The 23,970-nt window shown below is 55.9% G+C and carries 41 protein-coding genes and 2 pseudogenes; 13 read left to right on the top strand and 30 right to left on the bottom strand.

The window, feature by feature from the left end; genetic code table 11:
- Window positions 1-8 precede the first annotated feature (8 nt).
- Entirely contained in the window at window positions 9-197 is a 189-nt protein-coding gene (locus SynSYN20_RS01175; RefSeq protein ID WP_186524403.1) for a hypothetical protein, read from the top strand.
- Between the two features lie 168 nt (window positions 198-365).
- On the opposite strand, the gene SynSYN20_RS01170 is transcribed toward SynSYN20_RS01175, so the two are convergent.
- Both SynSYN20_RS01170 and SynSYN20_RS01165 read right to left on the bottom strand, forming a co-directional pair.
- Window positions 366-1,175 carry an ion transporter gene (locus SynSYN20_RS01170; protein ID WP_186524402.1) on the bottom strand — a complete coding sequence of 270 codons (810 nt, stop codon included), beginning with the start codon at window positions 1,173-1,175 and terminating at the stop codon, window positions 366-368.
- 4 nt (window positions 1,176-1,179) lie between these two features.
- On the bottom strand, window positions 1,180-1,362 hold the full coding sequence (locus SynSYN20_RS01165; RefSeq protein WP_186524401.1) for an NAD(P)H dehydrogenase subunit NdhS: 183 nt from the start codon (window positions 1,360-1,362) through the stop codon (window positions 1,180-1,182).
- A 36-nt stretch (window positions 1,363-1,398) separates the two neighbouring features.
- Between SynSYN20_RS01165 and rimM the strand changes: the two genes are divergently transcribed.
- Complete coding sequence (gene rimM, locus SynSYN20_RS01160) at window positions 1,399-1,962, top strand: ribosome maturation factor RimM (protein WP_186524400.1); 564 nt, start codon at window positions 1,399-1,401, stop codon at window positions 1,960-1,962.
- Here the strand turns inward: rimM and SynSYN20_RS01155 are convergent.
- The 4 genes from SynSYN20_RS01155 to SynSYN20_RS01140 all read right to left on the bottom strand — a co-directional run bounded on the left by SynSYN20_RS01155 (window position 1,959) and on the right by SynSYN20_RS01140 (window position 5,180).
- Complete coding sequence (locus SynSYN20_RS01155) at window positions 1,959-3,713, bottom strand: SLC13 family permease (RefSeq protein ID WP_186524399.1); 1,755 nt, start codon at window positions 3,711-3,713, stop codon at window positions 1,959-1,961. The genes rimM and SynSYN20_RS01155 overlap by 4 nt on opposite strands.
- 248 nt (window positions 3,714-3,961) lie before the next feature.
- Window positions 3,962-4,366, bottom strand: a complete 405-nt coding sequence (locus SynSYN20_RS01150) for a type II toxin-antitoxin system VapC family toxin (RefSeq protein WP_186524398.1) — start codon at window positions 4,364-4,366, stop codon at window positions 3,962-3,964.
- The gene (locus SynSYN20_RS01145) at window positions 4,363-4,656 is read right to left on the bottom strand and encodes a type II toxin-antitoxin system Phd/YefM family antitoxin (RefSeq protein ID WP_186524397.1); all 294 of its coding nucleotides are present in this window, start codon (window positions 4,654-4,656) and stop codon (window positions 4,363-4,365) included. The genes SynSYN20_RS01150 and SynSYN20_RS01145 overlap by 4 nt, the downstream gene beginning before the upstream one ends.
- Window positions 4,657-4,841: 185 nt before the next feature.
- Complete coding sequence (locus tag SynSYN20_RS01140) at window positions 4,842-5,180, bottom strand: VapC toxin family PIN domain ribonuclease (protein WP_255476318.1); 339 nt, start codon at window positions 5,178-5,180, stop codon at window positions 4,842-4,844.
- Window positions 5,181-5,270: 90 nt separating this feature from the next.
- On the opposite strand from SynSYN20_RS01140, the gene SynSYN20_RS01135 reads away from it, so the two are divergent.
- Together SynSYN20_RS01135 and SynSYN20_RS01130 are read left to right on the top strand one after the other, a co-directional pair.
- Window positions 5,271-5,642 carry a nucleotidyltransferase domain-containing protein gene (locus SynSYN20_RS01135; RefSeq protein ID WP_186524396.1) on the top strand — a complete coding sequence of 124 codons (372 nt, stop codon included), beginning with the start codon at window positions 5,271-5,273 and terminating at the stop codon, window positions 5,640-5,642.
- Complete coding sequence (locus SynSYN20_RS01130; protein WP_255476317.1) at window positions 5,591-6,034, top strand: HEPN domain-containing protein; 444 nt, start codon at window positions 5,591-5,593, stop codon at window positions 6,032-6,034. The genes SynSYN20_RS01135 and SynSYN20_RS01130 overlap by 52 nt, the downstream gene beginning before the upstream one ends.
- Here the strand turns inward: SynSYN20_RS01130 and SynSYN20_RS01125 are convergent.
- Window positions 6,009-6,368 (bottom strand): type II toxin-antitoxin system PemK/MazF family toxin, encoded by a 360-nt coding sequence (locus SynSYN20_RS01125; RefSeq protein WP_186524395.1) that lies wholly within the window; start codon window positions 6,366-6,368, stop codon window positions 6,009-6,011. The two genes, SynSYN20_RS01130 and SynSYN20_RS01125, sit on opposite strands and share 26 nt — an antisense overlap.
- Window positions 6,365-6,589 carry an AbrB/MazE/SpoVT family DNA-binding domain-containing protein gene (locus tag SynSYN20_RS01120; RefSeq protein WP_186524394.1) on the bottom strand — a complete coding sequence of 75 codons (225 nt, stop codon included), beginning with the start codon at window positions 6,587-6,589 and terminating at the stop codon, window positions 6,365-6,367. The genes SynSYN20_RS01125 and SynSYN20_RS01120 overlap by 4 nt, the downstream gene beginning before the upstream one ends.
- Window positions 6,590-6,750: 161 nt before the next feature.
- Here SynSYN20_RS01120 and SynSYN20_RS01115 point away from each other — a divergent pair, with 161 nt between their 5' ends.
- On the top strand, window positions 6,751-6,978 hold the full coding sequence (locus SynSYN20_RS01115) for a ribbon-helix-helix protein, CopG family (RefSeq protein ID WP_186524393.1): 228 nt from the start codon (window positions 6,751-6,753) through the stop codon (window positions 6,976-6,978).
- Window positions 6,975-7,319, top strand: coding sequence for a type II toxin-antitoxin system PemK/MazF family toxin (locus SynSYN20_RS01110; RefSeq protein WP_186524392.1), 345 nt, complete (start codon window positions 6,975-6,977; stop codon window positions 7,317-7,319). Before SynSYN20_RS01115 ends, SynSYN20_RS01110 begins: the two co-directional genes overlap by 4 nt.
- Before the next feature lie 110 nt (window positions 7,320-7,429).
- Here SynSYN20_RS01110 and SynSYN20_RS01105 read toward each other — a convergent pair whose 3' ends face one another.
- The 6 genes from SynSYN20_RS01105 to SynSYN20_RS01080 all read right to left on the bottom strand — a co-directional run bounded on the left by SynSYN20_RS01105 (window position 7,430) and on the right by SynSYN20_RS01080 (window position 11,972).
- The gene (locus SynSYN20_RS01105) at window positions 7,430-7,816 is read right to left on the bottom strand and encodes a PIN domain-containing protein (RefSeq protein ID WP_186524391.1); all 387 of its coding nucleotides are present in this window, start codon (window positions 7,814-7,816) and stop codon (window positions 7,430-7,432) included.
- Complete coding sequence (locus tag SynSYN20_RS01100; RefSeq protein ID WP_186525360.1) at window positions 7,816-8,037, bottom strand: AbrB/MazE/SpoVT family DNA-binding domain-containing protein; 222 nt, start codon at window positions 8,035-8,037, stop codon at window positions 7,816-7,818. The genes SynSYN20_RS01105 and SynSYN20_RS01100 overlap by 1 nt, the downstream gene beginning before the upstream one ends.
- Before the next feature lie 632 nt (window positions 8,038-8,669).
- Window positions 8,670-9,335, bottom strand: a complete 666-nt coding sequence (locus tag SynSYN20_RS01095; protein ID WP_186524390.1) for a class I SAM-dependent methyltransferase — start codon at window positions 9,333-9,335, stop codon at window positions 8,670-8,672.
- Between the two features lie 65 nt (window positions 9,336-9,400).
- Entirely contained in the window at window positions 9,401-10,021 is a 621-nt protein-coding gene (locus tag SynSYN20_RS01090) for an HAD family hydrolase (RefSeq protein ID WP_186524389.1), read from the bottom strand.
- Complete coding sequence (locus tag SynSYN20_RS01085) at window positions 10,018-10,908, bottom strand: NAD(P)-dependent oxidoreductase (RefSeq protein ID WP_186524388.1); 891 nt, start codon at window positions 10,906-10,908, stop codon at window positions 10,018-10,020. Before SynSYN20_RS01085 ends, SynSYN20_RS01090 begins: the two co-directional genes overlap by 4 nt.
- Window positions 10,905-11,972, bottom strand: a complete 1,068-nt coding sequence (locus SynSYN20_RS01080) for a carboxylate--amine ligase (protein ID WP_186524387.1) — start codon at window positions 11,970-11,972, stop codon at window positions 10,905-10,907. Before SynSYN20_RS01080 ends, SynSYN20_RS01085 begins: the two co-directional genes overlap by 4 nt.
- 243 nt (window positions 11,973-12,215) lie before the next feature.
- On the opposite strand from SynSYN20_RS01080, the gene SynSYN20_RS14380 reads away from it, so the two are divergent.
- Entirely contained in the window at window positions 12,216-12,449 is a 234-nt protein-coding gene (locus SynSYN20_RS14380) for a nucleotidyltransferase substrate binding protein (RefSeq protein ID WP_255476316.1), read from the top strand.
- The gene (locus SynSYN20_RS01070; RefSeq protein ID WP_255476315.1) at window positions 12,440-12,781 is read left to right on the top strand and encodes a nucleotidyltransferase domain-containing protein; all 342 of its coding nucleotides are present in this window, start codon (window positions 12,440-12,442) and stop codon (window positions 12,779-12,781) included. The genes SynSYN20_RS14380 and SynSYN20_RS01070 overlap by 10 nt, the downstream gene beginning before the upstream one ends.
- Before the next feature lie 193 nt (window positions 12,782-12,974).
- On the opposite strand, the gene SynSYN20_RS14340 is transcribed toward SynSYN20_RS01070, so the two are convergent.
- The 7 genes and pseudogenes from SynSYN20_RS14340 to SynSYN20_RS01040 all read right to left on the bottom strand — a co-directional run bounded on the left by SynSYN20_RS14340 (window position 12,975) and on the right by SynSYN20_RS01040 (window position 14,757).
- On the bottom strand, window positions 12,975-13,115 hold the full coding sequence (locus SynSYN20_RS14340) for a hypothetical protein (RefSeq protein ID WP_222929745.1): 141 nt from the start codon (window positions 13,113-13,115) through the stop codon (window positions 12,975-12,977).
- A gap of 89 nt (window positions 13,116-13,204) precedes the next feature.
- Window positions 13,205-13,379, bottom strand: a pseudogene (locus tag SynSYN20_RS14375) (NAD-dependent epimerase/dehydratase family protein); the annotation flags it as partial.
- A gap of 7 nt (window positions 13,380-13,386) precedes the next feature.
- Window positions 13,387-13,563 (bottom strand): type II toxin-antitoxin system HicA family toxin, encoded by a 177-nt coding sequence (locus tag SynSYN20_RS01060; RefSeq protein WP_186524385.1) that lies wholly within the window; start codon window positions 13,561-13,563, stop codon window positions 13,387-13,389.
- A complete protein-coding gene (locus SynSYN20_RS01055; protein WP_186524384.1) occupies window positions 13,560-13,766 on the bottom strand; it encodes a type II toxin-antitoxin system HicB family antitoxin in 207 nt (68 codons plus the stop codon). Before SynSYN20_RS01055 ends, SynSYN20_RS01060 begins: the two co-directional genes overlap by 4 nt.
- 22 nt (window positions 13,767-13,788) lie before the next feature.
- Window positions 13,789-14,025: a hypothetical protein gene (locus SynSYN20_RS14635; RefSeq protein WP_370586694.1), complete on the bottom strand. Its 237-nt coding sequence runs from the start codon at window positions 14,023-14,025 to the stop codon at window positions 13,789-13,791.
- 94 nt (window positions 14,026-14,119) lie between these two features.
- Window positions 14,120-14,488 (bottom strand): type II toxin-antitoxin system RelE/ParE family toxin, encoded by a 369-nt coding sequence (locus SynSYN20_RS01045; RefSeq protein WP_186524383.1) that lies wholly within the window; start codon window positions 14,486-14,488, stop codon window positions 14,120-14,122.
- Window positions 14,485-14,757, bottom strand: a complete 273-nt coding sequence (locus tag SynSYN20_RS01040) for a type II toxin-antitoxin system ParD family antitoxin (protein ID WP_255476314.1) — start codon at window positions 14,755-14,757, stop codon at window positions 14,485-14,487. Before SynSYN20_RS01040 ends, SynSYN20_RS01045 begins: the two co-directional genes overlap by 4 nt.
- Before the next feature lie 170 nt (window positions 14,758-14,927).
- Between SynSYN20_RS01040 and SynSYN20_RS01035 the strand changes: the two genes are divergently transcribed.
- The 3 genes from SynSYN20_RS01035 (at window position 14,928) to SynSYN20_RS01025 (ending at window position 16,036) form a co-directional block, all read left to right on the top strand.
- On the top strand, window positions 14,928-15,155 hold the full coding sequence (locus SynSYN20_RS01035) for a ribbon-helix-helix protein, CopG family (RefSeq protein WP_186524382.1): 228 nt from the start codon (window positions 14,928-14,930) through the stop codon (window positions 15,153-15,155).
- Complete coding sequence (locus tag SynSYN20_RS01030) at window positions 15,152-15,496, top strand: type II toxin-antitoxin system PemK/MazF family toxin (protein ID WP_255476313.1); 345 nt, start codon at window positions 15,152-15,154, stop codon at window positions 15,494-15,496. Before SynSYN20_RS01035 ends, SynSYN20_RS01030 begins: the two co-directional genes overlap by 4 nt.
- Window positions 15,497-15,637: 141 nt before the next feature.
- On the top strand, window positions 15,638-16,036 hold the full coding sequence (locus SynSYN20_RS01025) for a hypothetical protein (RefSeq protein ID WP_186524381.1): 399 nt from the start codon (window positions 15,638-15,640) through the stop codon (window positions 16,034-16,036).
- An 11-nt stretch (window positions 16,037-16,047) separates the two neighbouring features.
- Here the strand turns inward: SynSYN20_RS01025 and SynSYN20_RS01020 are convergent, their stop codons facing one another.
- From SynSYN20_RS01020 to asnB, 3 genes are read right to left on the bottom strand one after another with little or no spacing between them, the layout of a single operon-like run.
- Window positions 16,048-16,716: a hypothetical protein gene (locus SynSYN20_RS01020; RefSeq protein ID WP_186524380.1), complete on the bottom strand. Its 669-nt coding sequence runs from the start codon at window positions 16,714-16,716 to the stop codon at window positions 16,048-16,050.
- Window positions 16,713-17,513 carry a YdcF family protein gene (locus SynSYN20_RS01015; RefSeq protein WP_255476312.1) on the bottom strand — a complete coding sequence of 267 codons (801 nt, stop codon included), beginning with the start codon at window positions 17,511-17,513 and terminating at the stop codon, window positions 16,713-16,715. The genes SynSYN20_RS01020 and SynSYN20_RS01015 overlap by 4 nt, the downstream gene beginning before the upstream one ends.
- Window positions 17,480-19,429: an asparagine synthase (glutamine-hydrolyzing) gene (gene asnB, locus SynSYN20_RS01010; RefSeq protein ID WP_186524379.1), complete on the bottom strand. Its 1,950-nt coding sequence runs from the start codon at window positions 19,427-19,429 to the stop codon at window positions 17,480-17,482. The genes SynSYN20_RS01015 and asnB overlap by 34 nt, the downstream gene beginning before the upstream one ends.
- Window positions 19,430-19,494: 65 nt before the next feature.
- On the opposite strand from asnB, the gene SynSYN20_RS01005 reads away from it, so the two are divergent.
- Both SynSYN20_RS01005 and SynSYN20_RS01000 read left to right on the top strand, forming a co-directional pair.
- A complete protein-coding gene (locus SynSYN20_RS01005) occupies window positions 19,495-19,743 on the top strand; it encodes a type II toxin-antitoxin system Phd/YefM family antitoxin (protein WP_186524378.1) in 249 nt (82 codons plus the stop codon).
- Window positions 19,740-20,180, top strand: a complete 441-nt coding sequence (locus SynSYN20_RS01000) for a type II toxin-antitoxin system VapC family toxin (RefSeq protein ID WP_255476311.1) — start codon at window positions 19,740-19,742, stop codon at window positions 20,178-20,180. Before SynSYN20_RS01005 ends, SynSYN20_RS01000 begins: the two co-directional genes overlap by 4 nt.
- Window positions 20,181-20,205: 25 nt before the next feature.
- Here the strand turns inward: SynSYN20_RS01000 and SynSYN20_RS00995 are convergent, their stop codons facing one another.
- From SynSYN20_RS00995 to SynSYN20_RS14630, 6 genes and pseudogenes are all read right to left on the bottom strand, one after another.
- Window positions 20,206-21,384 carry a glycosyltransferase family 4 protein gene (locus SynSYN20_RS00995; RefSeq protein WP_186524376.1) on the bottom strand — a complete coding sequence of 393 codons (1,179 nt, stop codon included), beginning with the start codon at window positions 21,382-21,384 and terminating at the stop codon, window positions 20,206-20,208.
- A gap of 4 nt (window positions 21,385-21,388) precedes the next feature.
- Window positions 21,389-22,441, bottom strand: a complete 1,053-nt coding sequence (locus SynSYN20_RS00990; RefSeq protein ID WP_186524375.1) for an EpsG family protein — start codon at window positions 22,439-22,441, stop codon at window positions 21,389-21,391.
- A gap of 9 nt (window positions 22,442-22,450) precedes the next feature.
- Window positions 22,451-22,600, bottom strand: a complete 150-nt coding sequence (locus SynSYN20_RS00985) for a hypothetical protein (protein WP_186524374.1) — start codon at window positions 22,598-22,600, stop codon at window positions 22,451-22,453.
- Complete coding sequence (locus SynSYN20_RS00980) at window positions 22,585-23,526, bottom strand: acyltransferase (RefSeq protein ID WP_186524373.1); 942 nt, start codon at window positions 23,524-23,526, stop codon at window positions 22,585-22,587. Before SynSYN20_RS00980 ends, SynSYN20_RS00985 begins: the two co-directional genes overlap by 16 nt.
- Window positions 23,523-23,867, bottom strand: a complete 345-nt coding sequence (locus SynSYN20_RS00975; protein ID WP_222929744.1) for a hypothetical protein — start codon at window positions 23,865-23,867, stop codon at window positions 23,523-23,525. Before SynSYN20_RS00975 ends, SynSYN20_RS00980 begins: the two co-directional genes overlap by 4 nt.
- A 16-nt stretch (window positions 23,868-23,883) precedes the next feature.
- A pseudogene (locus tag SynSYN20_RS14630) lies at window positions 23,884-23,937 on the bottom strand (hypothetical protein); the annotation flags it as partial.
- Window positions 23,938-23,970 lie beyond the last annotated feature (33 nt).

The following is a 23,970-nucleotide window of genomic DNA, read 5'->3' as shown; positions in this document are numbered from 1 at the left end:
GCAAAGAGTTGAACAAGAACCCCGCCGAAGGCAAGGCTGAAGTGAAGTTGAGTCCCTGCGCTCCTACGGCTGGATTGAAGAAACCTGGAGGTCTTGCCACTCTTTGCCTTCAGGCCTCCCAAGTGGATGAAGCGTTTGGGGAGGCCGTGGACCAGCAGATTGCCAACTTTTCAACAGTTGATGCTCTGACTGCTTGATACCGAGGTCATGATCTGGTGGCTCCTCGATGAGCCCAGATTGGGATCCGAGTCGCGACAGTTGTTGGCACGTTGGAGATTTCACCGGACGTGTTTCGCGATCAGAGCATCGCGGCGGATGCGGATCTTCTGCCGGTGCTGGACTCAGATGGTGAACGCCATCGCGCATCACGCCGATAGGGGCGGCAGCATTGCCCCGCACTGATCGCAATGCAGCGCTTTGTTGCGGTGGACCTGCGCTCCACAACTCAGGCAGCTGCGATCACCGCGGCGCACCTGCTGCATCGTTTCCACGGTGATGATCCCCGTTGGGATCGCAATGATCCCAAAACCCAGCAGCATCACCACAGCAGCCAGCAATTGGCCGAGCACCGTTTGGGGAACGATGTCTCCATAACCAACAGTCGTCATCGTGACGATCGCCCAATACACCCCTTGGCCAACGGTCTGGAACTGGGTTTCTGGATGGCTGCTTTCCACAAGAACCATCAAGTAGCCGAGCACCACTTGAGCCATCACCACAAAAAACAAAAACACACCGATGCGACGGGCGCTGGCTTTTAGGGCATTGCCCAGCAACTGGGCTTCATCGAGAAAGCGCAGCAGCTTGAACACGCGCAGCACCCGCCCAAATTTGAAGATCCAGAGAATCAGGCCGCTGCTGATCTGGGGAACGAAAAAGAACAGAACGGCTGAAACATCAATCAGGCCGTAAAAGCTGAACAAGTACTTGCGCGGCCTGGGCGACACCCACAGGTGCAGCAAAAAGTCGGCGATGAACACCAACAAACAACCATGTTCGAGTTGCCCCACCCAACTGGGCACTTCCCCCGGCGCTGCCAACCGCAAGGGATGGGGCTGCACCAACAGGCCAGCCACGCTGAGCAGAATCGTGCCGAAGATGATCAGGTTGTAGACACGTCCAGCCCGGGTGTCTGCCTCAAGGACAATCTTCCGTAAGTGCAGACGCAACGACACCAGATCAGGAGGCGCTGAGATCGCTCAGGCGCATCGTCACGAGCTTGTCCCAGTTGCCGCCTTCAAAGAGCACGGCGGCGCGGTCGCCACTGATGCGCTGCACAAAGCCGGTGTAGCCGGCATAGATCGAACGAGCGTCGACCACGGTGACCGTGGCGCCAGGCAGGATCAGGGCGGCGGAGGCCATACGAGAAATGGGCAGTCGTGGATCCATTATCGAATGATGACTTCCACTCCGTCACCCAGCTCAGCTGATCCGAACAGCGCAGACGATTGGCTACCGGTGGGAACGCTGGTGGGCGCTCAGGGGTTACGGGGCGAGCTACGCCTCAACCCGGCCAGTGATTTCCCGGAGCGCTTCACGGAACCAGGTCCGCGTTGGTTGCAAATCAAAGGATCAGAGCCAAAAGAAGTGGAGCTGCTCGAGGGCCGGCAACTGCCAGGCAAAAGCCTCTATGTGGTGCGTTTAAAAGGCGTGAACAACCGCGCCAGTGCAGAAGCGCTGGTGGGCTGCACCGTGCTGGTGCCCGCAGAAGACCGGCCCGAGCTGGCCGATGGTGAGTTTCACCTGCTCGATCTGGTGGGCTTAGAGGCGCGCTTGGCCGGAAGTGATGAACCGATCGGCACGGTGAGCAACCTGATCAGCGGCGGCAATGACCTGCTGGAGATCAAGCTGCAAAGCGGAAAAACGGTGTTGGTTCCCTTTGTGGAGGCGATCGTGCCGGAGGTGCAGCTGGAGGAGGGCTGGTTGCTGCTCACCCCGCCGCCTGGACTACTGGAGCTCTAAGCCAGCCAAAGCAACAGCAGCGGCACCATCAGGGTGTAGGCCAGCGAGAGCGGCCAACCAAAGCGGAAAAAATCCAGAAAGCGGTAGCGCCCAGGGGCATAGACCATCAGGTTGGTTTGGTAGCCAATCGGCGAGAGGAAGCTCTGGCTAGCCGCAAACACCACAGCGGTGGCAAACAACATCGGCGGCTGCCCCAAGCCGGTGGCCACAGCAGCGGCGATCGGCAACACCAGGGCCACGGCGGCCGCATTGCTGAGCAGTTCGGTGGCCACCAAGGTGATTGCATAGATCACCAACAACGACACGTAGGCGGAACTGTGCTGCAAGAGCGTGAGCAAACTTGAGGCCGCCTGATCGGCCAGTCCCGTTTTCTGCAAAGCCACGCTGAAGCTGTACAAGCCACCCAGCAGCAGATAGAGATCCCAGCGAATCGAGCGCAGCGCCGTTCCGGCATCGAGGCACTTCCCGATCACCAACACCCCAACACCCACGAGCACCGCCGCCACCAGGGGCATCACCTTGAAGCCGGCGAGCAGCAACACCGCGAGCATCACGCTGATCGCCAAGCCCTTGCGGTGGGTGGAGGGCAGATCGTCGTCGAGTTGATCGAGCACCACCAGATCGCTGGATTGCTGGAGGCCGCGCAGGGCATCGAGTGGGGCCTGCAGCAGCAGCATGTCTCCCTCGCGCAAGACCACCCGTCCCAGGCGATCGCGCAGGGTGCTGTTGGCACGGTTCACCGCCAGCACCGTGGCATTGAAACGCTGGCGAAAGCGCAGCTCGCGCAGCGTGGCACCGGCCAGCAAAGAGCCGGCCGGCACCAACACTTCGGCATGGCGGATGTGGGGGAGCTCTTCAGCGAGCAGGGTGCCGGCGAGATCCACCATCCGGTCTTGCTGCAAGCGCAACAGCTCCTGGCGGCTGCAGCGCAACAGCAAGCGATCAGATGCTTGCAAGCGCAATTGAGCCAGAGGGGGCTGCAGGCGTTGGCCGTCGCGGTGCACATCGAGCACATCCACGTCAAAGCGGCGCTGCAAACGGCTCTCATGCAGGGTGACCTCACAGAGCGGAGAGCGCTGCGGAATCACAACTTCTGTGAGGTAGCCATCCCGGCTTAAAGCCTGAAGGTTGTCGTCGCTTTGATCGCCGCGATCGGGCAAGCCACGGCCAGCAATCACCAGATAGCAGGCACCGATCAGCCACACCGGAATGCCAACTGCAGTGAAGGAAAACAGCTCGAAGGAGCCATAACCCAACCGGGACACCACATCACTGGCGAGCAGGCTGGTGGAGGTACCAATCAGGGTGATCGTGCCGCCGATCAGGGTGGCAAACGAAAGAGGCATAAGAACCCGCGACGGGCTGATCCCGCGGCGCTGACACCAGCCCTGCACCACCGGCAGCAAGATCGCCACGATCGGCGTGTTGGGAATGAAGCCGGAAATCGGCGCCACAACAAAGCCAAACACCAGCATCAACTGGCTGGGGTTGCGGATCCGTGGCGAGGCCAGCAATTCACGCAAGCGATCCAAGGCACCGCTGTGGAGCAATCCATTGGAGAGCACAAACAAACCCACCAGGGTGATCAGGGCAGGGCTACCAAAGCCAGCCAGCGCTTCATTGGGCGTGAGCACCCCTGTGGCCATCAGCAGGCCTGCAGCCAATAAGGCCACCAGCTCAGGCGCGAGCCAACCGCCGATGAAACAGGCGATCGCCAGCGCCAACAGCAACAACGTGACCAGGGCGCTCAAAAAAGCCTCACTGGGGGTAACAGCACAAACACAAACTCAGCGGAGGAAGTTGAGCCTCGGGCAGTCGTCACGAGACCGAAGTGCTCAAGACAGCGAAGGAACTCTTCGTTCGAGAAAGCCCATCGCTTGATTCTCGTTCAAGGCTTTCCGCTGAGACGTTTTATGAACAGCCAAGTTGCTTCATAACCATGGAGCAAATGCTCTGGAAACGATCTGCAGACGCACAGGCTCCTCTGCCATCTTTTTATTCAGCCCTCCCAAAGTTGACGGCAAGGGAAGGCCGAGAGTTGCGAATCAGCCGTAATCAGCACAAGCTGCTCGAGCTCTGCCTGAGCTGCAAGCATGCGATCAAAAGGGTCGCGATGGAGCTGGCAATAGGCGCCCGCACGCAAGGCATGGTTGATCGCAATCGAGAGGATCTGAAACCCATCAGCACGAAGCAAGGCCGGTAGATCGGTGATCGCATGCTCCAACTCCGGCAACTTGCCCTGGTGGTGCTTGATGCTGAGCTCCCAGACAGACGCTGAACTGACGACGATCGGCGTTTCCGGATTGGAGAGAAGGGCCAGCACCCCCTCAGGCATTCGCTGCGGATCGAACCACCACCACAGCAGCACATGACTGTCGAGCAGATAACCCGTACTGGCCGTCATGGCAATGGTGGAGCCTGAGGCAAGGAACTAGCGTCCCAGTCCGCCAATTGCTCGGGAGCGAGCGGCTCGAGCAGGGCTTCAGGATGCAGCAAAGAGCCCAGGCCACTCAACCGACCTGGGATGCGCTGCGCCGGAGGCGGCTCCAAGGGCATCAAACGCGCCCAGGGCCGTCCGGCCTTGGCAAGCACGATCGTCTCGCCCGCACGGGCTTCATCCATCAGGCGCGAGAGATGGGTCTTGGCTTGGTGCACGTTGACCAACCGCTGCTGGGACACATTCGGATTTTTCATCACAGCCGCGCCAATCACTAGCTCTTAGCTTAGTCCGCAAACTAAACCAAGAAAGCTGGTACTGGCCGTGCATGTTTCCTGAGAGCTCAACCTTCTCAGCAAGCGGGGGCATGTTGAGCTCCAAATGACCACCTCATGACGGAGAAGTGGCTGCTGACTGTTACGAACAGAGCGGACTCGGGTCATCAGCCTGGATCAATCAAATGCAGAGCTTCTTCTCCTCCGCATACAGCACGAGGGCTCAGACGCTTGTCAAAACTGACAAGCCTTCCGTGGTGATGAACTGCCAACCCAAGAAGATAGGTATCCGTGATTTGCCCGTGGTGAAGCAGTGCGTCTGCTTCAAAGACTCCAGCGACCTCCCAAGACAACACATCAGGCCAAAACACATGAGTCGGATGGGATAGCAGTTCTTGGAGTAAGGACATCACAACGACAGGCCCGCCAGGGCTGTTGGGATAACGCGGATTCCCGAGGATCCGCAACAGCGCGTTCTGAGTGAGAGGGCAGCTGGCCCAGCTCATGACCAATGGCATAAAAAATGAGCCAGAACTCCTTAGCTAAATTCAAGTAAAGGAGAGCATCAAGCCAACACTCTTTACCCGCCAAAGAACGTGAACAGGCCATCACCAACCGAGTCCAGCCTGGCGGACCTACGTACTCAACGTCACGCCCAATGGCTGAGAGATCTGCAACTGTCGCTACAAGAATTGGTGGAGCCCAGTCTCGAACGACCTGACCAGATCTATCTGTTTGGCTCCCGTGCTCGAGGCGATTGGGACGGTCTTTCAGACACCGATCTACTCGTGGTGGCTGCCAACAAACATCTGGCCGAAACATGGGCTGATCAAGTGCTTGATTCGGGCCTTGCTGAGGATGTGATCGGACTCGACCGTGAGGCCTGGGCTCAGTTGCCCAAAAGCACCTCAGTGGTTTGGCGCAACGCTGCCAAGGTCGCTATTCCGTTACTGGCGGAGAGGCCATGAATGCCCGACCGGATGCATGGCTACGCCAAGCCCAAAACGACCTCGAGCTTGCTCAACTGGCACGTGACAACGGCTACTTGGCGCAAGCCTGCTTTTACGCATCACAAGCAGCCGAAAAAGGCTTAAAAAGCGCACTTCTGGAATTGGGACTGGAGCCTCCGCACACGCATGTGCTCAACGATTTAACGAGGCGGCTGAGGGAAACAGGCTTAGAGACCAAGGATTTAGAAGCACTATCTCTGCGCAGCCTCAGCCGGATGGCGATCCAATCCCGCTCCCCCGTGGATGCCACCCCGCCTTCTGAGCTTTTCGATCCAGAGGAAACCGATCAAGCCTTGGCAACGGCCCGTGAGGTGCTGAGCATCCTCACGGCTTTGGATCAACAGAGCTGAGGGCTGCCACTTCAGTCAATCTGCTTTGGACACCTCGCCGATCCGCTTCTGACAACGCCCCAAGGGAACCAATCAACAAGCTCTGATCCAGGGTGAACAACTTGAAGCGAACAACACAAAGCTGAGGTAATCCAGCAGCTTGGAGATCCTGGATCTGCCAATCCGTTGGCCATTGACTGTTGCGAGCACTGGTCACCATCGCCAACAGGAGATGACCACTATGCTCTTGAAATGCAGGCTTGGAGAGAACCAACGCAGGCCTCCGCTTGATGACCTGACGCTCTGTGAATGGAAACGGAACCCGTACTAAAGCGAACGGTGGAAACGCTGTCACAGGTCCGCAAAGGCAACTTCATCCTCATCACTGCCCCATTCCGTTAGCCCAGCCTGAACTCCACGCAAATAGCCCAGGTCGAGCGGAGACACCACCCTGAGACGAACCGACTCATCCTCAAGCTCCCAACTCACGAGATCGCCACGCTTCAGCCCAAGAGCGTCCCGTACACCCTTGGGGATCGTGACTTGCCCCTTTGCCGTCAACGTTGCCAAGTCCATCGCTTACCTCCTTACCGCCTTACTTCCTTGCCACCTTAGGGCTCATGGCAGCAATGCAGACCTCTTTGACCTGCCCGAGCCCTGAGCAGGAGGCCTTTGACTGAGAGGACCCAACGCCTAACCGCTAAACTGTTAAACAAATCGTATAACGCCTAATTGTCATGGCGATTGGGATACGGCTGGAGCCAGAACTCGAAAAGCAGCTTGATCGCCTGGCGCAAAGCCTGGGCAAAACGCGCAGCGCTTGCGTGAGGGAGGCCATTGCCCATTATTTACACCGCTTTGACGGAGACGAGGAGGCCAAGCGCCAATCCAGCTTGATCGCAGCCAGCGGCTGCACTCAGCAGTGGAGCGAACCACTCCCCGACTGGGACGACTGGACAGCATGAGCTCTCTCCAGATCCAAAGAGGTCAGCTCATCACGGCGGCCAGCCCTGGTGCTTATTCCGGCAAACCCAGACCAGCTGTTGTTGTGCAAGCGAATCGCTGGCTAGGGGCCCATCCCAGCATCACGCTGTGTCCACTCACCAGCACCCTGATCGAAGCACCTTTGGTGCGGATCATTGTTGAACCCAGCGCCATGAATGGACTACGCAAACGATCCCAGCTGATGGTCGACAAGCTCTTCACGGTTCCATTAGGCGACATCGGCAGCTCGATTGGTTGTCTTGAGACAACCGTGATGGCAGAGCTTGATCTAGCGCTTAGAGACTGGCTTGCCCTCCATTAAGGGCGCGCGCACCAGCACACGCATTGCGAACTCCTAACGCGTTTAAGGAGGGCCTCAGCGCAAAGGCAGCCCATCGGATTCATGGATTGGCGGCACCAGCCAACAGACAATCAGGCCCACCATCTCTGATTCAATGCAGTGATGGCCTCAAATTCCGGATCCTTATGCAGCAACGTTGACCTGCTCAGACGAGCCGCTGCGGCGATCCAGGCATCAGCAACGGAAAGCGGATGGGTCGCCTTAATCCTGGAGGCCTCCAGCAGCAAGGGTTCTGTCTGATCAACCCATTCGATTGGCAGAGATTGCAACTGTTCATAAGCAAGACGCCCACTCCTCTCTCCCTCGTCTTTCCAAACCCGGTAAAGCACCTCCATGCGCGTGATGAAACAGGCAAAACAGGGATTCGGCCCTTCCAAAACCATGGCGACGCGCTCGGCACCGGGTTCGTCGTCTCGCAAGGTCAGGATTGCTGAGGTGTCGAGGCAAAAAGCTGGCATTACCGTTCAGCGTTTCGATCGAGCTCCCGATCCGTCAAGAGCCTCGCTGTTGCTCCACCACGACGGCCTTGACCGCGAAAGGCCTGCACAGAAGATGCCACCACAGGCACCACTCGAATCGAACCGTCTTCTTCTACAAGCCACTCCAAACGTTGCGGCGGGCCTAAGCCAAAGCGCTCGCGAATCGCAGCCGGAATCACGGTCTGGCCACGCGAGGTAATCGTGCTTTTATACGAGAAACCCGCAAATCACCTGGCACTATATTGCATTTAACTTCCTAGCGCCAAACTAGCATTATTAATACGGACATTATTATAGAACATTTAAGCGAAGAGATACGAAGGCAAACAGATAAATTATTCCAAGCAACTTACGCAGATTTCAGGAAGTGCCTTCAAAAAGCACAGCACTCCCCAAAAACGATGCAAAGCCCCCACGCGTCCAAAGAGGAGCAAAACCTGCCAATTGCGTAAAGCCTTCTATCAAAACATTAATTAGCCCGTGAGTGACTTCCTAATATAGAGTAAATCATTTAACTCTATCAGTAGAATACAACAAGTGCTAAATGCTGCGCCTAGAAAATCATGAGCGTGCAATAACCAAGATTTGTTAAATGATCACCGCTACCACTAGCTGCCAGATCAGCGATCAAGAACAGCAAGAATCAACGAAAGAATGTGAGTTGACCCAATACCTCTACTGACTTTAAATCAAAAACTTTTGATAGATTTTTGTAGAAACATACATGAATAGAGCAAAGCCCGGCGATAGACTCAATAAAAATTCTTTGCCACAAGCAACTTACGCAGCATGATTGTCGAATACAATCATAACAATTACATGAGGTTATTGTTTATGCTGACATGGTAACTGCGTATATTTCAGCGGCGTTTTCTGGAAAATCCTTACCGAGTTCATAAAAGCCCTGAATCATAGCTTCATTCCAATTATCTTGAATTTGCTGATTAGACAATGGTTTAAAAAAGACTCCTCCCATTTCAACAATGTCTAAGCCAGAACTATGCAAGTCCGCACTCAAGGTTTCATTAGTATATACCCTTCTATGTCCCAGGGAAAGATCACGCGAGTTCAACTCGCATGGATCGCCTAATAGACCCATCTTCACTGCGACTAAACGATGAATAGAGTTGCCGTTCGGCACACCTAACAAAATTTTTCCGCCAGGCATTAACCACTCTTTAACTTTCACCAGAAGCTCTACTGGGTTATCAACATGCTCAAGGATATGCTCCATGATAATCGTATTGTACTTACGATCTGGCGTAAAATCTAGAAACAATGAATGCACTTTGATTAAGTTTTGGTGCATCTGTATCTGATCAATCAGACTTTTTGAACCTTCAACAACTGTCAATGTTTCAAAATCGTTCACTAAGAACTGCGTCATCTCACCCTCGGCTGGGCCCAACTCAAGACCTTCTGGTCCCTCAAGGTGAGTTTTTAGCATTTGGTAACGAAAGCCTATCAACCGTTTATCAAAATCCAACTGCTCTTTCAAATACCAATCAGAAAGAGAATCAACTCTTCAGACCTCACTCACATTAAACATATAGCTAACAACAACTATAACGCGTCTGAGAGAGGAAGATCAAGAGTTGACTCGATGATTAAATCAGGACCGTAGCTCATCAATTCTTTTTGCCCCAAAAAGCCACTAAGCACGGCGCATGTCTTAATATTTAAAAACTTACCTACCTGGACATCCTTTCCTGTGTCACCCACAATCCAGTCTTGCGAACTAAGACCTATAACATTAGCTTCAATTAACGACTCCTTGCTGAACTTTTGTTGAGTAACCAATACCTGCTTGAAATATTTTAACAGGCTAAATTTTTCAAGTTGATCCAGCGCAGGTTGGCGGAATTGTCGGGCAGTACAAACATACAGAGTGGAAATCTGTCTCAATCCTGCAAGAACTGTTTCAATACCCTCAAAACTTCTGTCTAAGGAAAGATATAATGGAGACTCGATTAAAGCCATCCACTGGCATTGAAATTCAGCTATTTGACTTTGATTATAACCTAGCTTTGACGAAAGCAATGTTTCGTTAGATATTTTGCTTTGCTTAAAAGCCCAATATTCATCAAAAGAGAATGAAGAGCTATGCGCAAGTGATTGAAATAAACGGTACAAACGCAACTTCGAGTCTATAAGTGTACCATCGAGATCAAAAATGATATTCACATCAAACCCAACATGTATTCATACTCAGCCTGCAATCCAGCACTTAACTTTGTCTCAACAGGCAGCAAATACTGACGCAGTTTTGAATTGTCGAAAATATAGTTTCTTTTAGTACCTTTAAATTTTATCGCTTCAATTGCAACTTGCCTACCACTTGCCACAATAAGTTGATCGAGCAAGGAGCGTAAAGTTACCGGAATCCCGCCTACGACATTGATAGGGCCAACGTCCGCATCAAGATCAACCGATTTTAAAATAGAAGTTACCACATCATCAATGTAGATAAAACTGCGAATTTCACTGCCATCCCCCCAAAGCTGAACAGGTTTTCCAGCTGCTATATTCATAATGGCTTTCGGTAAAAACTTTCCATATTTCTCTTCCCCTGGGCCGTATACATGTCCAATTCGCAGAATTTGACAATCAATACAGCGACTTGATGCAAAAATAGATGCAATGCGCTCGCAATACAATTTAGACCAGCCATAAAGGCTGGAAGGTAATGTCGGGGTTTCTTCCACTGTCAACTCAGCAGGCTCATAAACATCTACAGTGCTAATATAAATGATCTTTTTTAAATTAGTAAGCGGCAGTGCCAGCAGCTTTTCCATGAAGTAAATATTACCATTACATTCCCCTATTGCGTCAGCATGAAATCTATCCTTTGGTGAAAATGCACCCACATGAATCAACACTTCAGCTTTGTCCATCAATGCATGATTTTGGACAATGGGATTAGAATAAGAACCACTGTAAATAATAGTAGAGCAAGCATCAACTTGCTTGGAACTAAAGGCAATCACGCTATCAGCACCTTGCGTAGCGCAAGCTGAACGAACAACATGTGAACCCAAAAAGCCGGATGCACCAGTAATAAGAAATTTCATAAAAATATGACTTCACTATTTATTTCTTTGGAAGTCATCAAACGAGGAGCTACATCCATACCTCGCAACCACAGCAGATCCTGAGGCAGCGGGTTGATTTTCCTTTCGAGCTGCGGAAATTCACGATACAATGCGATGTCTTTAAATATCTCAGGCATATTCAAGCCAGCTTGAGTGAAGAAACGAACCGTCGTAAAAAACCTCGAAATATTGATTTCGGTTGGATTGGGTACGTTATTCTTATCATAGGCCATATCCACTCCGAAAATACCGTGTGGTCGAGATGAAACTGCCTTAACACTATCCATTGCAACTTGGCTTACCAAAGAATTGTCGCAAGTTTTGCCAACCTTGGTAACGCCAGTGACTCCTGAGATACTACGGTTACCATGCGTCCAGCCACATCGCTCACGCGACTGTGCTACGACCAAGTCACCTTCGTACCAGATTGATAACCAGGTAACAGTATTAGAAGTAAGCATTTCGGCAGCAACAAAATCACCCCAACCTTGGTAATGATCGATCCATGCTTTGGCTAATGAATAATCGTTAGTTGGAATAGATCCCTTCCCGCCGCCGCCAATTGAAGAGGCTCGCAACCAAATTTTACCGGTGTCATCGCTCAGCGTAGAGAAGGCTTCACGTAAGTCGTCTTCATTATTAATCATGAGGTTGCGTGGAACAATCAGACCAGCATCTCTAAACGCCAAATACGTCTTGTACTTGTGTACGCATTTATCAATAACCTCGTGATCAGGCATATAAAGCCTGACCCCTGTTGCCAAAATATCATTACGTATCAACGATGCGTGAAAAATCTCTAAATCATTTTGAAAATGCACCAAATCAGGGCGTTCAGAACAGAGCAACTTCAATAAATATTTCTTATAGCTTGTTGAGTTGGCATATGGGATATGGAACTTTTTACTAGCTTGTGATAATACTAAGTCTGTTGGTTCGGAACCCATGCCCAATACTCTTTCTCCCTTTTGGCTTCTCAGCAATGAATAGATGACGCCTTCTGAAGGAGCACCACCTGCACCTGCGATAAGGATTTTTTTCATTTATCCAAAAGTGTTACTTACTTTTGCTTTAAAAGATTACTACCAAGCTAGTATCTCATTTTTCAGTACCAGAAGCTACCTCCTTGACACTACTCAACTTGGACTATTCATTCTGAGACAATTCCTTGCCCATCGTGCCATTAGACCTCTGAGCGAGCCGGCACCACAAGTTTTCGTCAAAGAATCGAATTTCACCCACCAGGTCAGCGGGCATCTACTCAAAGATTTCTCTTGTATCAAGGCGTGAGTGGCATCAGTGGCTCAAGAGATGCAGTGCGAGAAGCCGTGGTGAGAGAGCTTTTGCCCGCTGGCACAGAAAGCACCTGGATGGCAATGATCCGCAGCCGCAACCTCACAAGTCACACCTACAACCCAGCCCTTGCGGGAGAGATCGCGCAACTCATCGCCAATCAATACGGCAAGGAACTGCAAAGCCTGCAGCAAGAATTACGCCGCCGGGCCGAGGAATGCCGATGATCCCCGGCATTCCTCAAGCTGATAGCCAAAAACTACTGGAGCTAATCCACAGCCATCCCCACGTGGAAAAAGTTGTGCTCTATGGCTCGCGGGCACTGGGGCGTCAGCGAGCAGGATCAGACATCGATCTCTGCCTCGAGGCGCCATCCATGGCGTTAGGGGAACTACTCGAACTCGGAGCATCACTCGACGACTTGCTCTTGCCATGGAACATCGATCTCCAACTACGCCACCTGATTGCCCATGAGGAGTTATTGGCTCATATCGAGCGGGCCGGCCAGTTGCTCTGGGAACGATCCCCGAACGCAAAGGCTCCTCAGCCAACCCTTTGATCATCCCTCCCAAAGCCGGCGGCAAGGGAAGGCCGAGAGAGTGGGAATCGGACGTGATCAGAACAAGCTGCTCGAGCTCTGCTTGATGCTGAGCTCCCAGGTAGCCGCTGCACTCACAACCACCAGCGATTCCGCATTACAAAGCAGGGCAAGCACCCGCTGCGGTTCGAACCACCGCCACAGCAGCACATGACTATCGAGCAGTTAGCCCGTGCTGGCCGTCATGGCTGTGATCGAGCTTGGGCAAGGAGCTTGATTCCCAGCTCGCCAGTTCTTCAGGAGAGAGCGGCTCGAGCAGGGCTTCAGGATGCGGCAAGGGGCCAAGAGCACTCAAACGGCCTGGGATGCGCTGCGGCGGAGGCGGCTTCCAGGGAATTCAGACGCGCTCATGGGCTGTCCCACTTTGGCTAGCACAATCTTCTCACCAGTATGGGCTTGATCCATCAAGCGAATCATCCCCTCGATTGGTCATCCACAAACAGAAGCTAAGGATCTGACTTTCATCGCTGTAGAGCGTTAGTGCTTCCCCTCTAAGGGCCTGAACGATGAAATTTCTCACCATTCGGCCGTCATCAGGAAGCATGCGCGAGCCGCAGGTGCGGAGCTCAAGCTAAGAGATCGCGAAGAATTTTCTTGGCCAGAATTTCGTTGATCTCACGGTGCCGCGGCACCGGTTGGGTACGCCCAGTTTGAGGCTGATGAAAGATGTCATGACGCCCCCCGTGACGGAGGAGAACGCAACCGGCCTTCTCCAGCTGCTTAATCAGATCAGTTCGTTTCAAGCCACAACAAGCTCGCCAACCTTGCGAATTCCTGGGAGGTCTTGCTTGGAGAACTCGTGGTAAAGATCCAGCAGCTGCATCTTCAGATCCTCGAGATCCTCACCTTGCGTCCAATGATCGGGATATACATTCAGATAACCCAGAAACTGGCCATCGGATTCACGCCAGTAGGTGAAGGATTCGGCGCTACGAACAATTGTCATTTTCTTTGGTCCCCCTACATGCTTACAACGTAGCTCCGGCAAGGCTTTCGCGGAAGGAGGCGATCGTGGGCCCAAGCCCTTTGACAAGTGCTACCGATCGCGCCCATCCCAACTCCCTTTGCGCCAGGTCAATCACTGGTTGGCGTTGGAGAGGATCTTCCTGCTCAGCTGAATTCTCCGTATTCGAACTAATGATGGAGCTGAATATGAGCGCATCGTTTCTGGAATTAAGCACGGCGAGCCGATCGTTATCGATCATGAGCCGCCTCATCCGCCGCTAGTACGCGAGCAATTTGAATGAGAGAGGAGCGTGGTTCAGGAAAGATTAAATAAGGCTGGTTAACAAGTCAGGCTCAGACCTGGGAGCTGTTTTGCAACAGCCGCACCAACATGCGGCGCTGGTGGTCTTGCCCGCCAAAGAACACGGCCAGCACCTGGATGTCTTGCTGCTCAGAGCGTGGACGAAACCAATACACGGCACGATCCAGAGCGAGATAGCGAAGGCCAGGCAGGAGATCGTCGCGTGATTCACCACGAAGAGGAGCTGTGGCCAACCGTTCGGCCTTGGCGATGATCGACTCGATTCGCAGCTGGGCGTGCCGATTGGCCTCTGCCAGCGGTTCTCCAAAGCTGCAATAGGCCTGGATGAGGTACTCGGTGATCAGCACCAGATCGTTGATCGCGTCTTCGGCAAAGACCACCGTCCACGGCACCTCACTCATCGGGGCTGCGCAGCCAATCTGGCCCGCAGTTGATCGCCAGAAATAAAGGACCCATTGGCGCGCTGCTCCAGCAAGACCTGCAGGGCAGCTCGATCGGCCTGGGCATCAGCATCCTGCTGCTGCAGCAGGTCAAGACCCTGCTGCAGCACAGCACTCACTGATGGGAAGCGACCAGCGACCACCAACGCCTTGGCAAAAGCATGCTGATCTTCCCGGAGAGACACAGAACTCTTAATGACCACTGGAGCACCGTCATCGCGCTGTCTCAAGTATGACCGAGTAGCACCAATTGATCAAGAGCTCGCTCTCTCGCTGACGAGTCACCCTCTTCAAGCCAGGGCCTAGCACAACCCTCAAATGCTCTAGTACATGCCATTAACGGGCCAGCCCAACGCTAAACCGCTAAGCTGTTAAACAAATCGTATAACGCCTAATTGTCATGGCGATTGGGATACGGCTGGAGCCAGAACTCGAACAGCAGCTTGATCGCCTGGCGCAAAGCCTGGGCAAAACGCGCAGCGCTTGTGTGAGGGAGGCCATTGCCCATTATTTACACCGCTTTGACGGAGACGAGGAAGCAAAACGCCAATCCAGCTTGATCGCAGCCAGCGGCTGCACTCAGCAGTGGAGCGAACCACTCCCCGACTGGGACGACTGGACAGCGTGAGCTCTCACCAGATCCAAAGAGGTGAGGTCATCACGGTGGCCAGCCCTGGTGCGTACTCCGGCAAACCCAGACCAGCTGTTGTTGTGCAGGCGAATCGCTGGCTAGGGGCCCATCCCAGCATCACGCTGTGTCCACTCACCAGCACCCTGATCGAAGCACCTTTGGTGCGGATCATTGTTGAACCCAGCGCCATGAATGGACTACGCAAACGATCCCAGCTGATGGTCGACAAGCTCTTCACGGTTCCATTAGGCGACATCGGTAGCTCGATTGGTTGTCTTGAGACAACCGTGATGGCAGAGCTTGATCTAGCGCTTAGAGACTGGCTTGCCCTCCATTAAGGGCGCGCGCACCAGCACACGCATTGCGAACTCCTAACGCGTTTAAGGAGGGCCTCAGCGCAAAGGCAGCCCATCGGATTCATGGATTGGCGGCACCAGCCAACAGACAATCAGGCCAACCATCTCTGATTCAATTCAGTGATGGCCTCAAATTCCGGATCCTTATGCAGCAACGTTGACCTGCTCAGACGAGCCGCTGCGGCGATCCAGGCATCAGCAACGGAAAGCAGGAGCCATAGACGATCACGGAACAACAACCCGGTGGATAAAACGCAGTGGCAATATCAGGCATCACGACGCGCCAACGAGGGCGCATGCTCCAGACGCCAAGAGAGCCATCCGATCGAGACAAGCAAGCGACTGATTCACTGTCAATGCTTTTGGCAAGGCCATCCTGACCAGATCGTTACTGCTGAATGGCTGCCAGATGCATTGGCTCCATGGCAGACGCCGATGTGCGCTGAGGCGCCAGCGCAAGGGATCGACCTGACTTGCAAGTTGGCAGTCGTGGCTGTCGCGCCTCACTTGTCACAAACCTGAGCAACCAAGAATCAAGCAGATGCAAACGGAAACGGCTGAGGAATCCAACAAGCCTGGGCCTTCTTTTGGCGCTTCTTTGAATCCAACTCGGAGAGAGTGGATCCACTGATGCGCCAGGCCTGCAGCCTCAGCGCATCACGCAGCGCAGGTCCCAACTGCGGCCAAGCCCATCGATCCAAGGAGAGACGAGGATCTTCGGCGTCAACAGCCCAGGGCTGCACCACCGTTCCCAACCCCCCAGCAGAAAGCTGCGCTGCCCAGGCGGCTCGCGGGAAATGGTGCTGATCGCTGAGAAGCAACACACGTCCGGGGCGGGATTGCAACGGCAACTGATGAAGCCACTTTGCTAATGCCACGGCCTGTCCCGCCGTATCTCCGCCCAACGGGGGACGCTCAAGAAGTACGGACAGCGGAGGAGATGCTTGGGCTGCTTGCAACGCAGTTGGCTGGCCAGTTACTGGACAGGTGATCAACAAAATCGGCCAACTTCGAAAAGGCTCTTGGCCCTGAAGCATGAGGGCGTGATCGAGGCGGTGGTAGCCATCGAGCACCACCAACCAAGGCCTTCCAGCAGCTGGGAACAACGCTGGCCGAATCCAGGGCCAAAGGCTCCAGAGGATTGCGGCGGAACAAGCCGACATCACCCACCAGGGGCTCCGCAATCGCCGGAACTTACTCACCAGGCGCGATAGAGCGTGCGGCCGATCGCTTCTCGCAAAGCACGGCTACTGCTCTTCAAGCCATCAGCCGTTGGGAGGTAGTTGAGGGGATCACGCAGGGGATGGCCGGCCCAGGCTCCGCTGGCCTGAAAATCCACAGCAAAGGGCAGAACGGTGAGTCCCTGCCGCTCAAACAAACGCCGGGCCCGAGGCATGTGAAAAGCAGACGTGACCAGCATCACCGTGCTGCCTGCAGGGAGCATCCCAGCCACTTCTCTGGCTTCATCAGCGGTGTTGCGCACTTTGGCGGTGCTGACCACGGCCTCCGCTGGAACCCCGAGGGCCATCGCCCGTTCACGCAACACATCACCTTCCGGCGGCAGATCGGGCTGCGTGGGCCACCAGCCACCGGTGAAAATCAGCTGAGGAAAGCCCCCTTGCATCTGAAGCTGCGCAAAGGCCTCGAGGCCTCCAAAAAAACGATCAGCATCGATCCATTCACTCGTTCGAGCAGGCCCAGGAGCGGCATGGCGCCCGGTGCCAAGCACCACCACCGCAGCAGGCCTGGCGTTCTGCAGCACCGCTGCTGCTGTTCGGCGCTGGTAGGGCTGCTCCAACCAACGCCAAAGAGTTTCTGAAGTGAGCGGTGTGGCAAAGATCCAGAGCACAGCCAGGGCACTGATCCCAGGCCAACGGCTGCCGCGAATCCCTCCCCAAACCAACAGCAGCATCGCCACCCCAAGGGGCAGCAGCAGGAGGGGAAGAATCTTGCTGAATAAAAACATCATGGGAGCCACTGGGAACACCAGGCCTGCCACATCAACACGCTCCAGATCTGGGGGGTGTAATCAACACCCGCTAGGTGAGCCTGCCAAAGACGCTGCACAGGTTCAGGCCGCAACCAGCCCTGGCGGCGAATCAACGCTGGATCGAGCAGGTCTTCCGCCCATGGCCGCAAGGGGCCACGCAGCCAAGGGCCGATCGGCAACGCAAAGCCTGCTTTAGGGCGATCGATCAAGGAACGGGGCACATGGCGATCGAGCAGCTGACGCAGGGCCCACTTGCCAACGCCATTTCGCAGTTTCAAGTTCAAAGGCAACTGCCAAGCCAGGGAGGCCACACGATGATCGAGAAAAGGAGCGCGGGTTTCCAGGCTGGTCGCCATCGCCGCCCGGTCGACTTTCACCAAAATGTCGTTGGGCAGGTAAGCGCAGCTATCAGCCAGCATCAACTGCTCAGCGGCCGATGGGGCCTGCGGCAACGAGCAACCCTGGACCAAGTCGCCCAGCCCCAACGATGGTGAGAGCAGCGCCGCTGGATCAGGCCAAGTGCTGGTGAGCGCGTGCTGCAGGTCTGCCAAGGAGCCGCTGGCACGTAGGGCCGCTGCCAATTTGCGGCGCTTGTCGCGGGCCAGACCCTGATGGCTCACTGGCAGGTGCTGGAGGCTGCGGGCGAGGCCGCGGCGCAGCAGCGATGGCATCCCGCCAAAACGCCTCTGCAGCTGGGGGGCGAGGCGATGGCGGTTGTACCCCCCAAACAGTTCATCGCCTCCATCACCAGAGAGGGCCACCGTGAGGCCACTGCGGCGTGCTTCCCGGCAGACCAGATGGGTGGGCAGCTGCGAGGAGTCGGCGAAAGGTTCGCTGTAGAGCTGGGGCAGCTGCGGGATCAAGGCGCGGGCATCCTCGGCCGTAAGCGCTATTTCGGTGTGATCAGTACCGAGATGGGCGGCAACCGCTGCGGCATAGGGCGCTTCGTTGAAGCCCGCTTCTCCGCTGCCGGCATCAGGGAAGGCGATGGTGAAACTGCGCACCGGCCGATTGCTATGGGCCTGGAGCAGGGCCGTGATCAGTGAGGAATCCACCCCACCGGAGAGGAAGGTGCCGAGGGGCACATCGGCAAGGGCCTGCTCAGCGATCACCTGTTGGAGAGTGCGCTCGAGCTGATCGAGACCATCGGCCTCTGAATTCGCAGCCAGCAACGGTTGCTGCGCAAACGCCTGAGCCGCCTGCTCCTGCAGATCCCACCAGGGCTGGGGATCACTCTGATGCTGCGGATTGCTGAACTCCAAGCAGTGGCCTGGCGGCAACTGCTGCAGGCCTGCGTAAATCGAAAGGGGGGCTGGCAGGCAGCCGGCACGAAAAAAGGCGGCTAATGCTTCTGGATTCACCGCCGGCGCTGACGCACCCGGACAAGCTCGAAGCGCCGCCAATTCGGACGCAAACACCAGCACCCGTTGGCCAGCACGATCCAGCCAGCCCCAATACAAAGGCTTCTCACCAAAGCGATCACGGGCCAACTGCAACCGCCGCTCCTGCCGGTCCCAAAGGGCCAAGGCAAACATACCGGCACAACGTTGCAAGGCGCCTTCCAGCCCCCAGGCTTCGATGGCGGCCAGCAGGGTTTCGGTGTCGGAATGGCCGCGCCAGGGCTGAACGATGGCGCCACTGCGTTGGAGTTGGCGGCGCAGGTCGCGATGGTTGTAGATCTCGCCGTTAAAGGCGATCACGTAGCGCCCGCTGGCGCTAACCATGGGCTGATGGCCGGCCGCCGAGAGATCAAGAATCGCCAGGCGCTGATGAGCAAGGGCCACACCGGCGCTGGGGTCAGCCCACACTCCGGCATCATCTGGACCGCGATGGCTCAGCGCCGCCGCCATGGCGATCACAGACGCCTCAAGATCTGGACATTGATCGGCTCTTAGATCCCTCCAGAGGCCGGCGATTCCACACATCAGCGCCCTGGGAACAAAAAGGCCTGGTTACTATTATGGTCATCTGACCACTTCGCACGCCTGGCATGAAACGACTGAGCGTGGTGCAAGCCAAGGCGCAGCTCTCGGCTTTGCTCGATGCCGTGGAACGCGGCGAAGCTGTGGAGATCACTCGGCGCGGTGTTCCGGTCGCCCGCTTGGTCCAACCCGAGCGCCGGAACGCTCCAAGATTCGAACTGGCGACCTTTCTGGCGAAGATTCGGCAACAACCTCTCCATGCAGAGGCAGATGCCGAAGAACTGGTGAGCGCTCTACGGAAGGGAGCACGGTATTGAAATCCGTCTATCTGGACACGTCCGTTGTGGTTGCAAGCTTGGTCAATGAACCAGGAACAACCACTGCCCACGGATTTCTGGAGGGAGCCATGGAACGCCCATGGCTGATCTCCAGCTGGTTAGAGACAGAACTCGCCTCTGCGCTCGCCATGCAATGGCGCCGAGGCACCATCGAGGCTGAAGAACGCGAACGTGCCTGGAAACGCTTTCAGGAGTTACGTGAGGCGAAACTACGGGTTCTCCAACTGGAAGCACCAGATTTCGAAACAGCGTCTCAGCTTTGCCTTGACGAAACAGCAACGATTCGGGCTGGCGATGCGTTGCATCTGGCGGTCTGCATGCGATGCAGAGGACAGTTGGTAAGTTTTGACAAGGCTTTTTGCGCAGCGGCATCCAACCACCACGTGTCGGTTGAGCTCCTCACGTGCAGCCACTGAGCTCTACTTGCCACTAACCCGGCCGTTAGATCAGCCCCCTCAGCAGCGGCTTGCGCTTCAGGGAAGTGCCGAGCACACTTTCGTATTGGAGCAGGGTGCTTTCATTCACCAGCGACACCTGAAATTCAGCGACCACTTTCTGGCGCGCTGCCTTCCCGAAGCGCTTTGCCAAATCAGGGTTTTCAAGCAGCAAGCGAATCGCCAGCATCAGCGAACGGGCATCGCGCTGAGGCACCAGCAGACCGGAGATACCATGGTCGACCACATCGCGGCAGCCGGGCACATCGGTGGTGATGATCGGCCGCTCCATGGCGGCAGCTTCGATCAAGGCGCGGGAGAGACCTTCCCGCCAAGAGGGCAGCACAACGATGTCGCTGGCGGCATAGACCAGCTGCATGTCTTCAATGTGGCCGAGGCAGCGGATGCGGTGATTGGCACGCAACTCAGCCAATTCAGCCGGGGTTAAGGCCGAGCGGTTGCCACTATCGAGTGCGCCGGCCACCAACAGCTCCAGGTCGACGCCATCCGCCCACAAGCTCCGGCAAGCCTGCAACAACTCTGCTGTTCCCTTCTCGCGAATCAGGCGCGAGGGGAACAACAACTGGAGGGGATCGTGAAACCTTCCAGCGGAATCTGCGCTGGGCTTAAAACGGTTGATGTCGACACCGGAGCCGCGGATTAGGCGAGCCCGCTCGCCATCGGTGATGCCTAGCCGAATCAAGGTCTCTTGATCGTCGGCGTTTTGAAACACCACCGTGGAGCGACGCGCCTTGAAGGCAGCGCGATACACCGGCTTGATCGCCTTGCGGAGCAGGCGGCTACGTTTGCGCGTGCCCAGAAACACATGGCCCAAACCGGTTACGGCATTGATCACCCGATACACCCGCGCTCCTTTAGCGGCGATGGTGCCGTAAAGGCAAGCCTTGATGGTGAAGTGGTGAACGAGATCCGGCGTCTCACGCCGATAGATGCGCAACAGATCTATGAGGGCATGGGCTTCGCTGAGGGGATTCACGGAGCTGCGCGCCACCAGCCAGGGATGCACCGTGAACCCTTCCGCCTCCAACATTGGGGTGTAGGCATCGTGAGGCGCCACCAGCGCTACATCGATGCCACGGCCGCGTAGATCGCGGATCAAAGGCAGGCGAAAGTTGTAGAGGTACCAGCTGGTATTGGCTACCAGCAGCACCTTCGGGGTAAGCATCAGCTCAGAAGGGCAGCAACAGGTTGCGGTAGGGGAGCCAGGCGTAGGAATGGCCAGCAAAGAAGAGCCACACGATTAGCACTGCAAATGAGAAGGCAATCAGCAGCTGGTTCCATGTACCAGGAGGGATGCCAAGGAGCCTGGCGTCTGGCACACGGCTACCCACAAACAGCTGCAGGGGAATGAGGTAAAGGGCGAGGCGATCCACAGCGGTGGACGAGGCCACCGTGAAGAGGCCAATGGCAGATGCCACAGCCATCAGGCTGAGCAGAGTCCAGATGCGCTGCACATCAGGAATGAGCTGGAAACGGCGACGGTTCAACAAAAACGCCACGGCAGGCAACGCGCAGAGGGCAACACGGATCAGGGCGCCTTGGGATTGGTATTCCGCTTCCAGATAGCCCTGCACGTAGTAATCGAGGTCGGGAGCGATCACAGCCGAATAAAGCCCGTAGGCCGCACCAGCGAGCAGGCCCAAGCGGATCAGCTGGGAAAAACGCAGGGATCCAGACAGGGTGGAGGCAGGCAACACAAGGAGCACCAGCACGGTGCGGTGAAAGGTTGCCGCTAACGCAATCCAGCCCAAAAACCGCAACAGCTTGTTGTTCTGCAGCGCAAGCAGAGCAAGCATCTCTAATCCGATGGCCACCCCCTGGCGTGAATAGCCCATCGCCACCACGGTGACGAGATAGGGAAAGGCAAGGCAAAGGGCCAACCAGGGGCGCGGCTGGGCACGGCAGAAAAGCAGCAGGCCGATCGAGAACACCAGGCCGCAGATGGTATTCACGAAAAACACGCTGCCACCCCAGTTGGCGCCGAACCAGTTCAGCAGGCCGTAGCCGGGCTCTGTTTCAAGGAAGACCGCAGCGAAGGGCAGGCCGAAGGAACGATCGATGTATCCGAAGTAACTGAACCAATCGCCACCCACCTCCAGTCGCAGGCCGATCAGCAGGGTGAGGGAAGCGCCAAGGGCCAGCAGGGTGGAGCCAGGAATACGGCGGGCATTGCCGAGGCCAGCGCTGGCGAAGACGCCCCAGGAGAGCAGGTAGGGAAGCATTGAAGAGTTTTAGCTGTGCTTCAGGCGCTGCGCTGCACGCTGCATCAGGCGAAGCGACCAGGCTTCCAAAGTACGGAAATAAAGCACAGCAGCCATCAGAGGCAGGAGCACCAGCAACAGAGCGGCAGCGGCTTCCGGCATTACTAAACGCACCGCCAAGCGAATGGCAAGAGACTGAATTGGGTTGTGGAGCAGATAGAGACTGAAGGAGACCACACCAACCGAAGCCATGGTGCGAACCGATCGAAATCACGCACAGAGCTGAGCAGAATCAGTGCCGAGAGCACCAGTAGCAATCCCAAGCGATAGGCCAACGTGGCAGGCAGAGGGAACAGCAGCAGCACCAAGGCAAACATCAGCAAAAGCCACTGCAGCGGGCCGTTGTTGCGGAGAGCTGCAAACTCGGGCCAGCGCTGAGCTGCCAGCACAGCCACAGCACACCCCAACAGAAACTCCAGCTGATAGGGACTAGCCAGAAGCGTGGCAAGACTGGTGGCCTGACCAAAGCCGACGGAAACACCACTCAGGGGAAGCACAACAGCCAAGAGCGAGGGAGCGGCAATACAGCACCAGCGCCAACGGGGCAACCGAAGGGCCAAGGCAACACCCAGGAGGAGATAGAAGAAGACTTCAAAGGTGAGCGTCCAGGCCACAGACAACGAATACCCCCCCCCAGGGATCAAAGTGAAACTCTTAAGCCAGTTCACCTGAATCGGATCGGTGGCGGCAGAAAGGTCTGGCAGCAATGCGTACGCCGCTCCGAGCGCCAAGGCAATCGGCCAATAGGGCAGATAGATGCGCAGAAAACGCTTGAGCAAAAACACGCGCACACCACGGCCGGCATGAATGACCCGCCGTGCGGCGAGAAACACGATGAAGCCGGAGATCAGAAAGAACACATCCACACCGATGGCCCCATGCTCCAACACACGTGCCGCAGCGGGATGAGCGGCCAACCAGCCAGAGGGATAAAAGCCGACGATCGACGACTGCAGGTGGGTGGCCAGCACCAGCAAGGCGGCTACACCACGCAGGGCGTCAAGGAAATGATTGCGAGCCTTAGGTGCCTGGATCGAGGTTGTCATGGTTCAGCCTTGAACCCAACCACACACCAATAGGGCGCCCGCGGTGAAAAGTGCAGATCCACCAACCCGGCGGCAGTGCACATCTGGCGGATCTGGGCGCGGCTGAAGCGCTGCTCCAGGGGGGTGCCGAAGCGATCGCGGGCGTAAGTGTGCATTGTGTAAAAGCTGCAGCGGCGGTAGTAGCTCAGGGGGAGGGCGCCGACCGGCAAGCCGGCGGCCTCAGCGAGGGCGGCGAGTTGGGCAAGGGGCCAGTAATGATGAGGGCGATCAGGTCGGGGACGAGCTGCTTGAAGCGGGGCGGCAGGCGGCGGCGGTATCGGGTACGTGGTGGAGCTCGCCAAGGCTATAGCCGAAATCCTGAGAGCTCGGCTGTAGGCCGCTGGCGGCCACGGAGGCCTGGTGGAACTGCACGTTGGGCTGATTGGCCAGGGTCTGGCGGGCTAC

It is taken from the genome of Synechococcus sp. SYN20 (assembly GCF_014279555.1).
GTDB lineage: Bacteria > Cyanobacteriota > Cyanobacteriia > PCC-6307 > Cyanobiaceae > Synechococcus_C.
The sequence above is the reverse complement of the archived record's forward strand: the minus strand, read 5'-3'. Positions and strand labels throughout refer to the sequence as shown.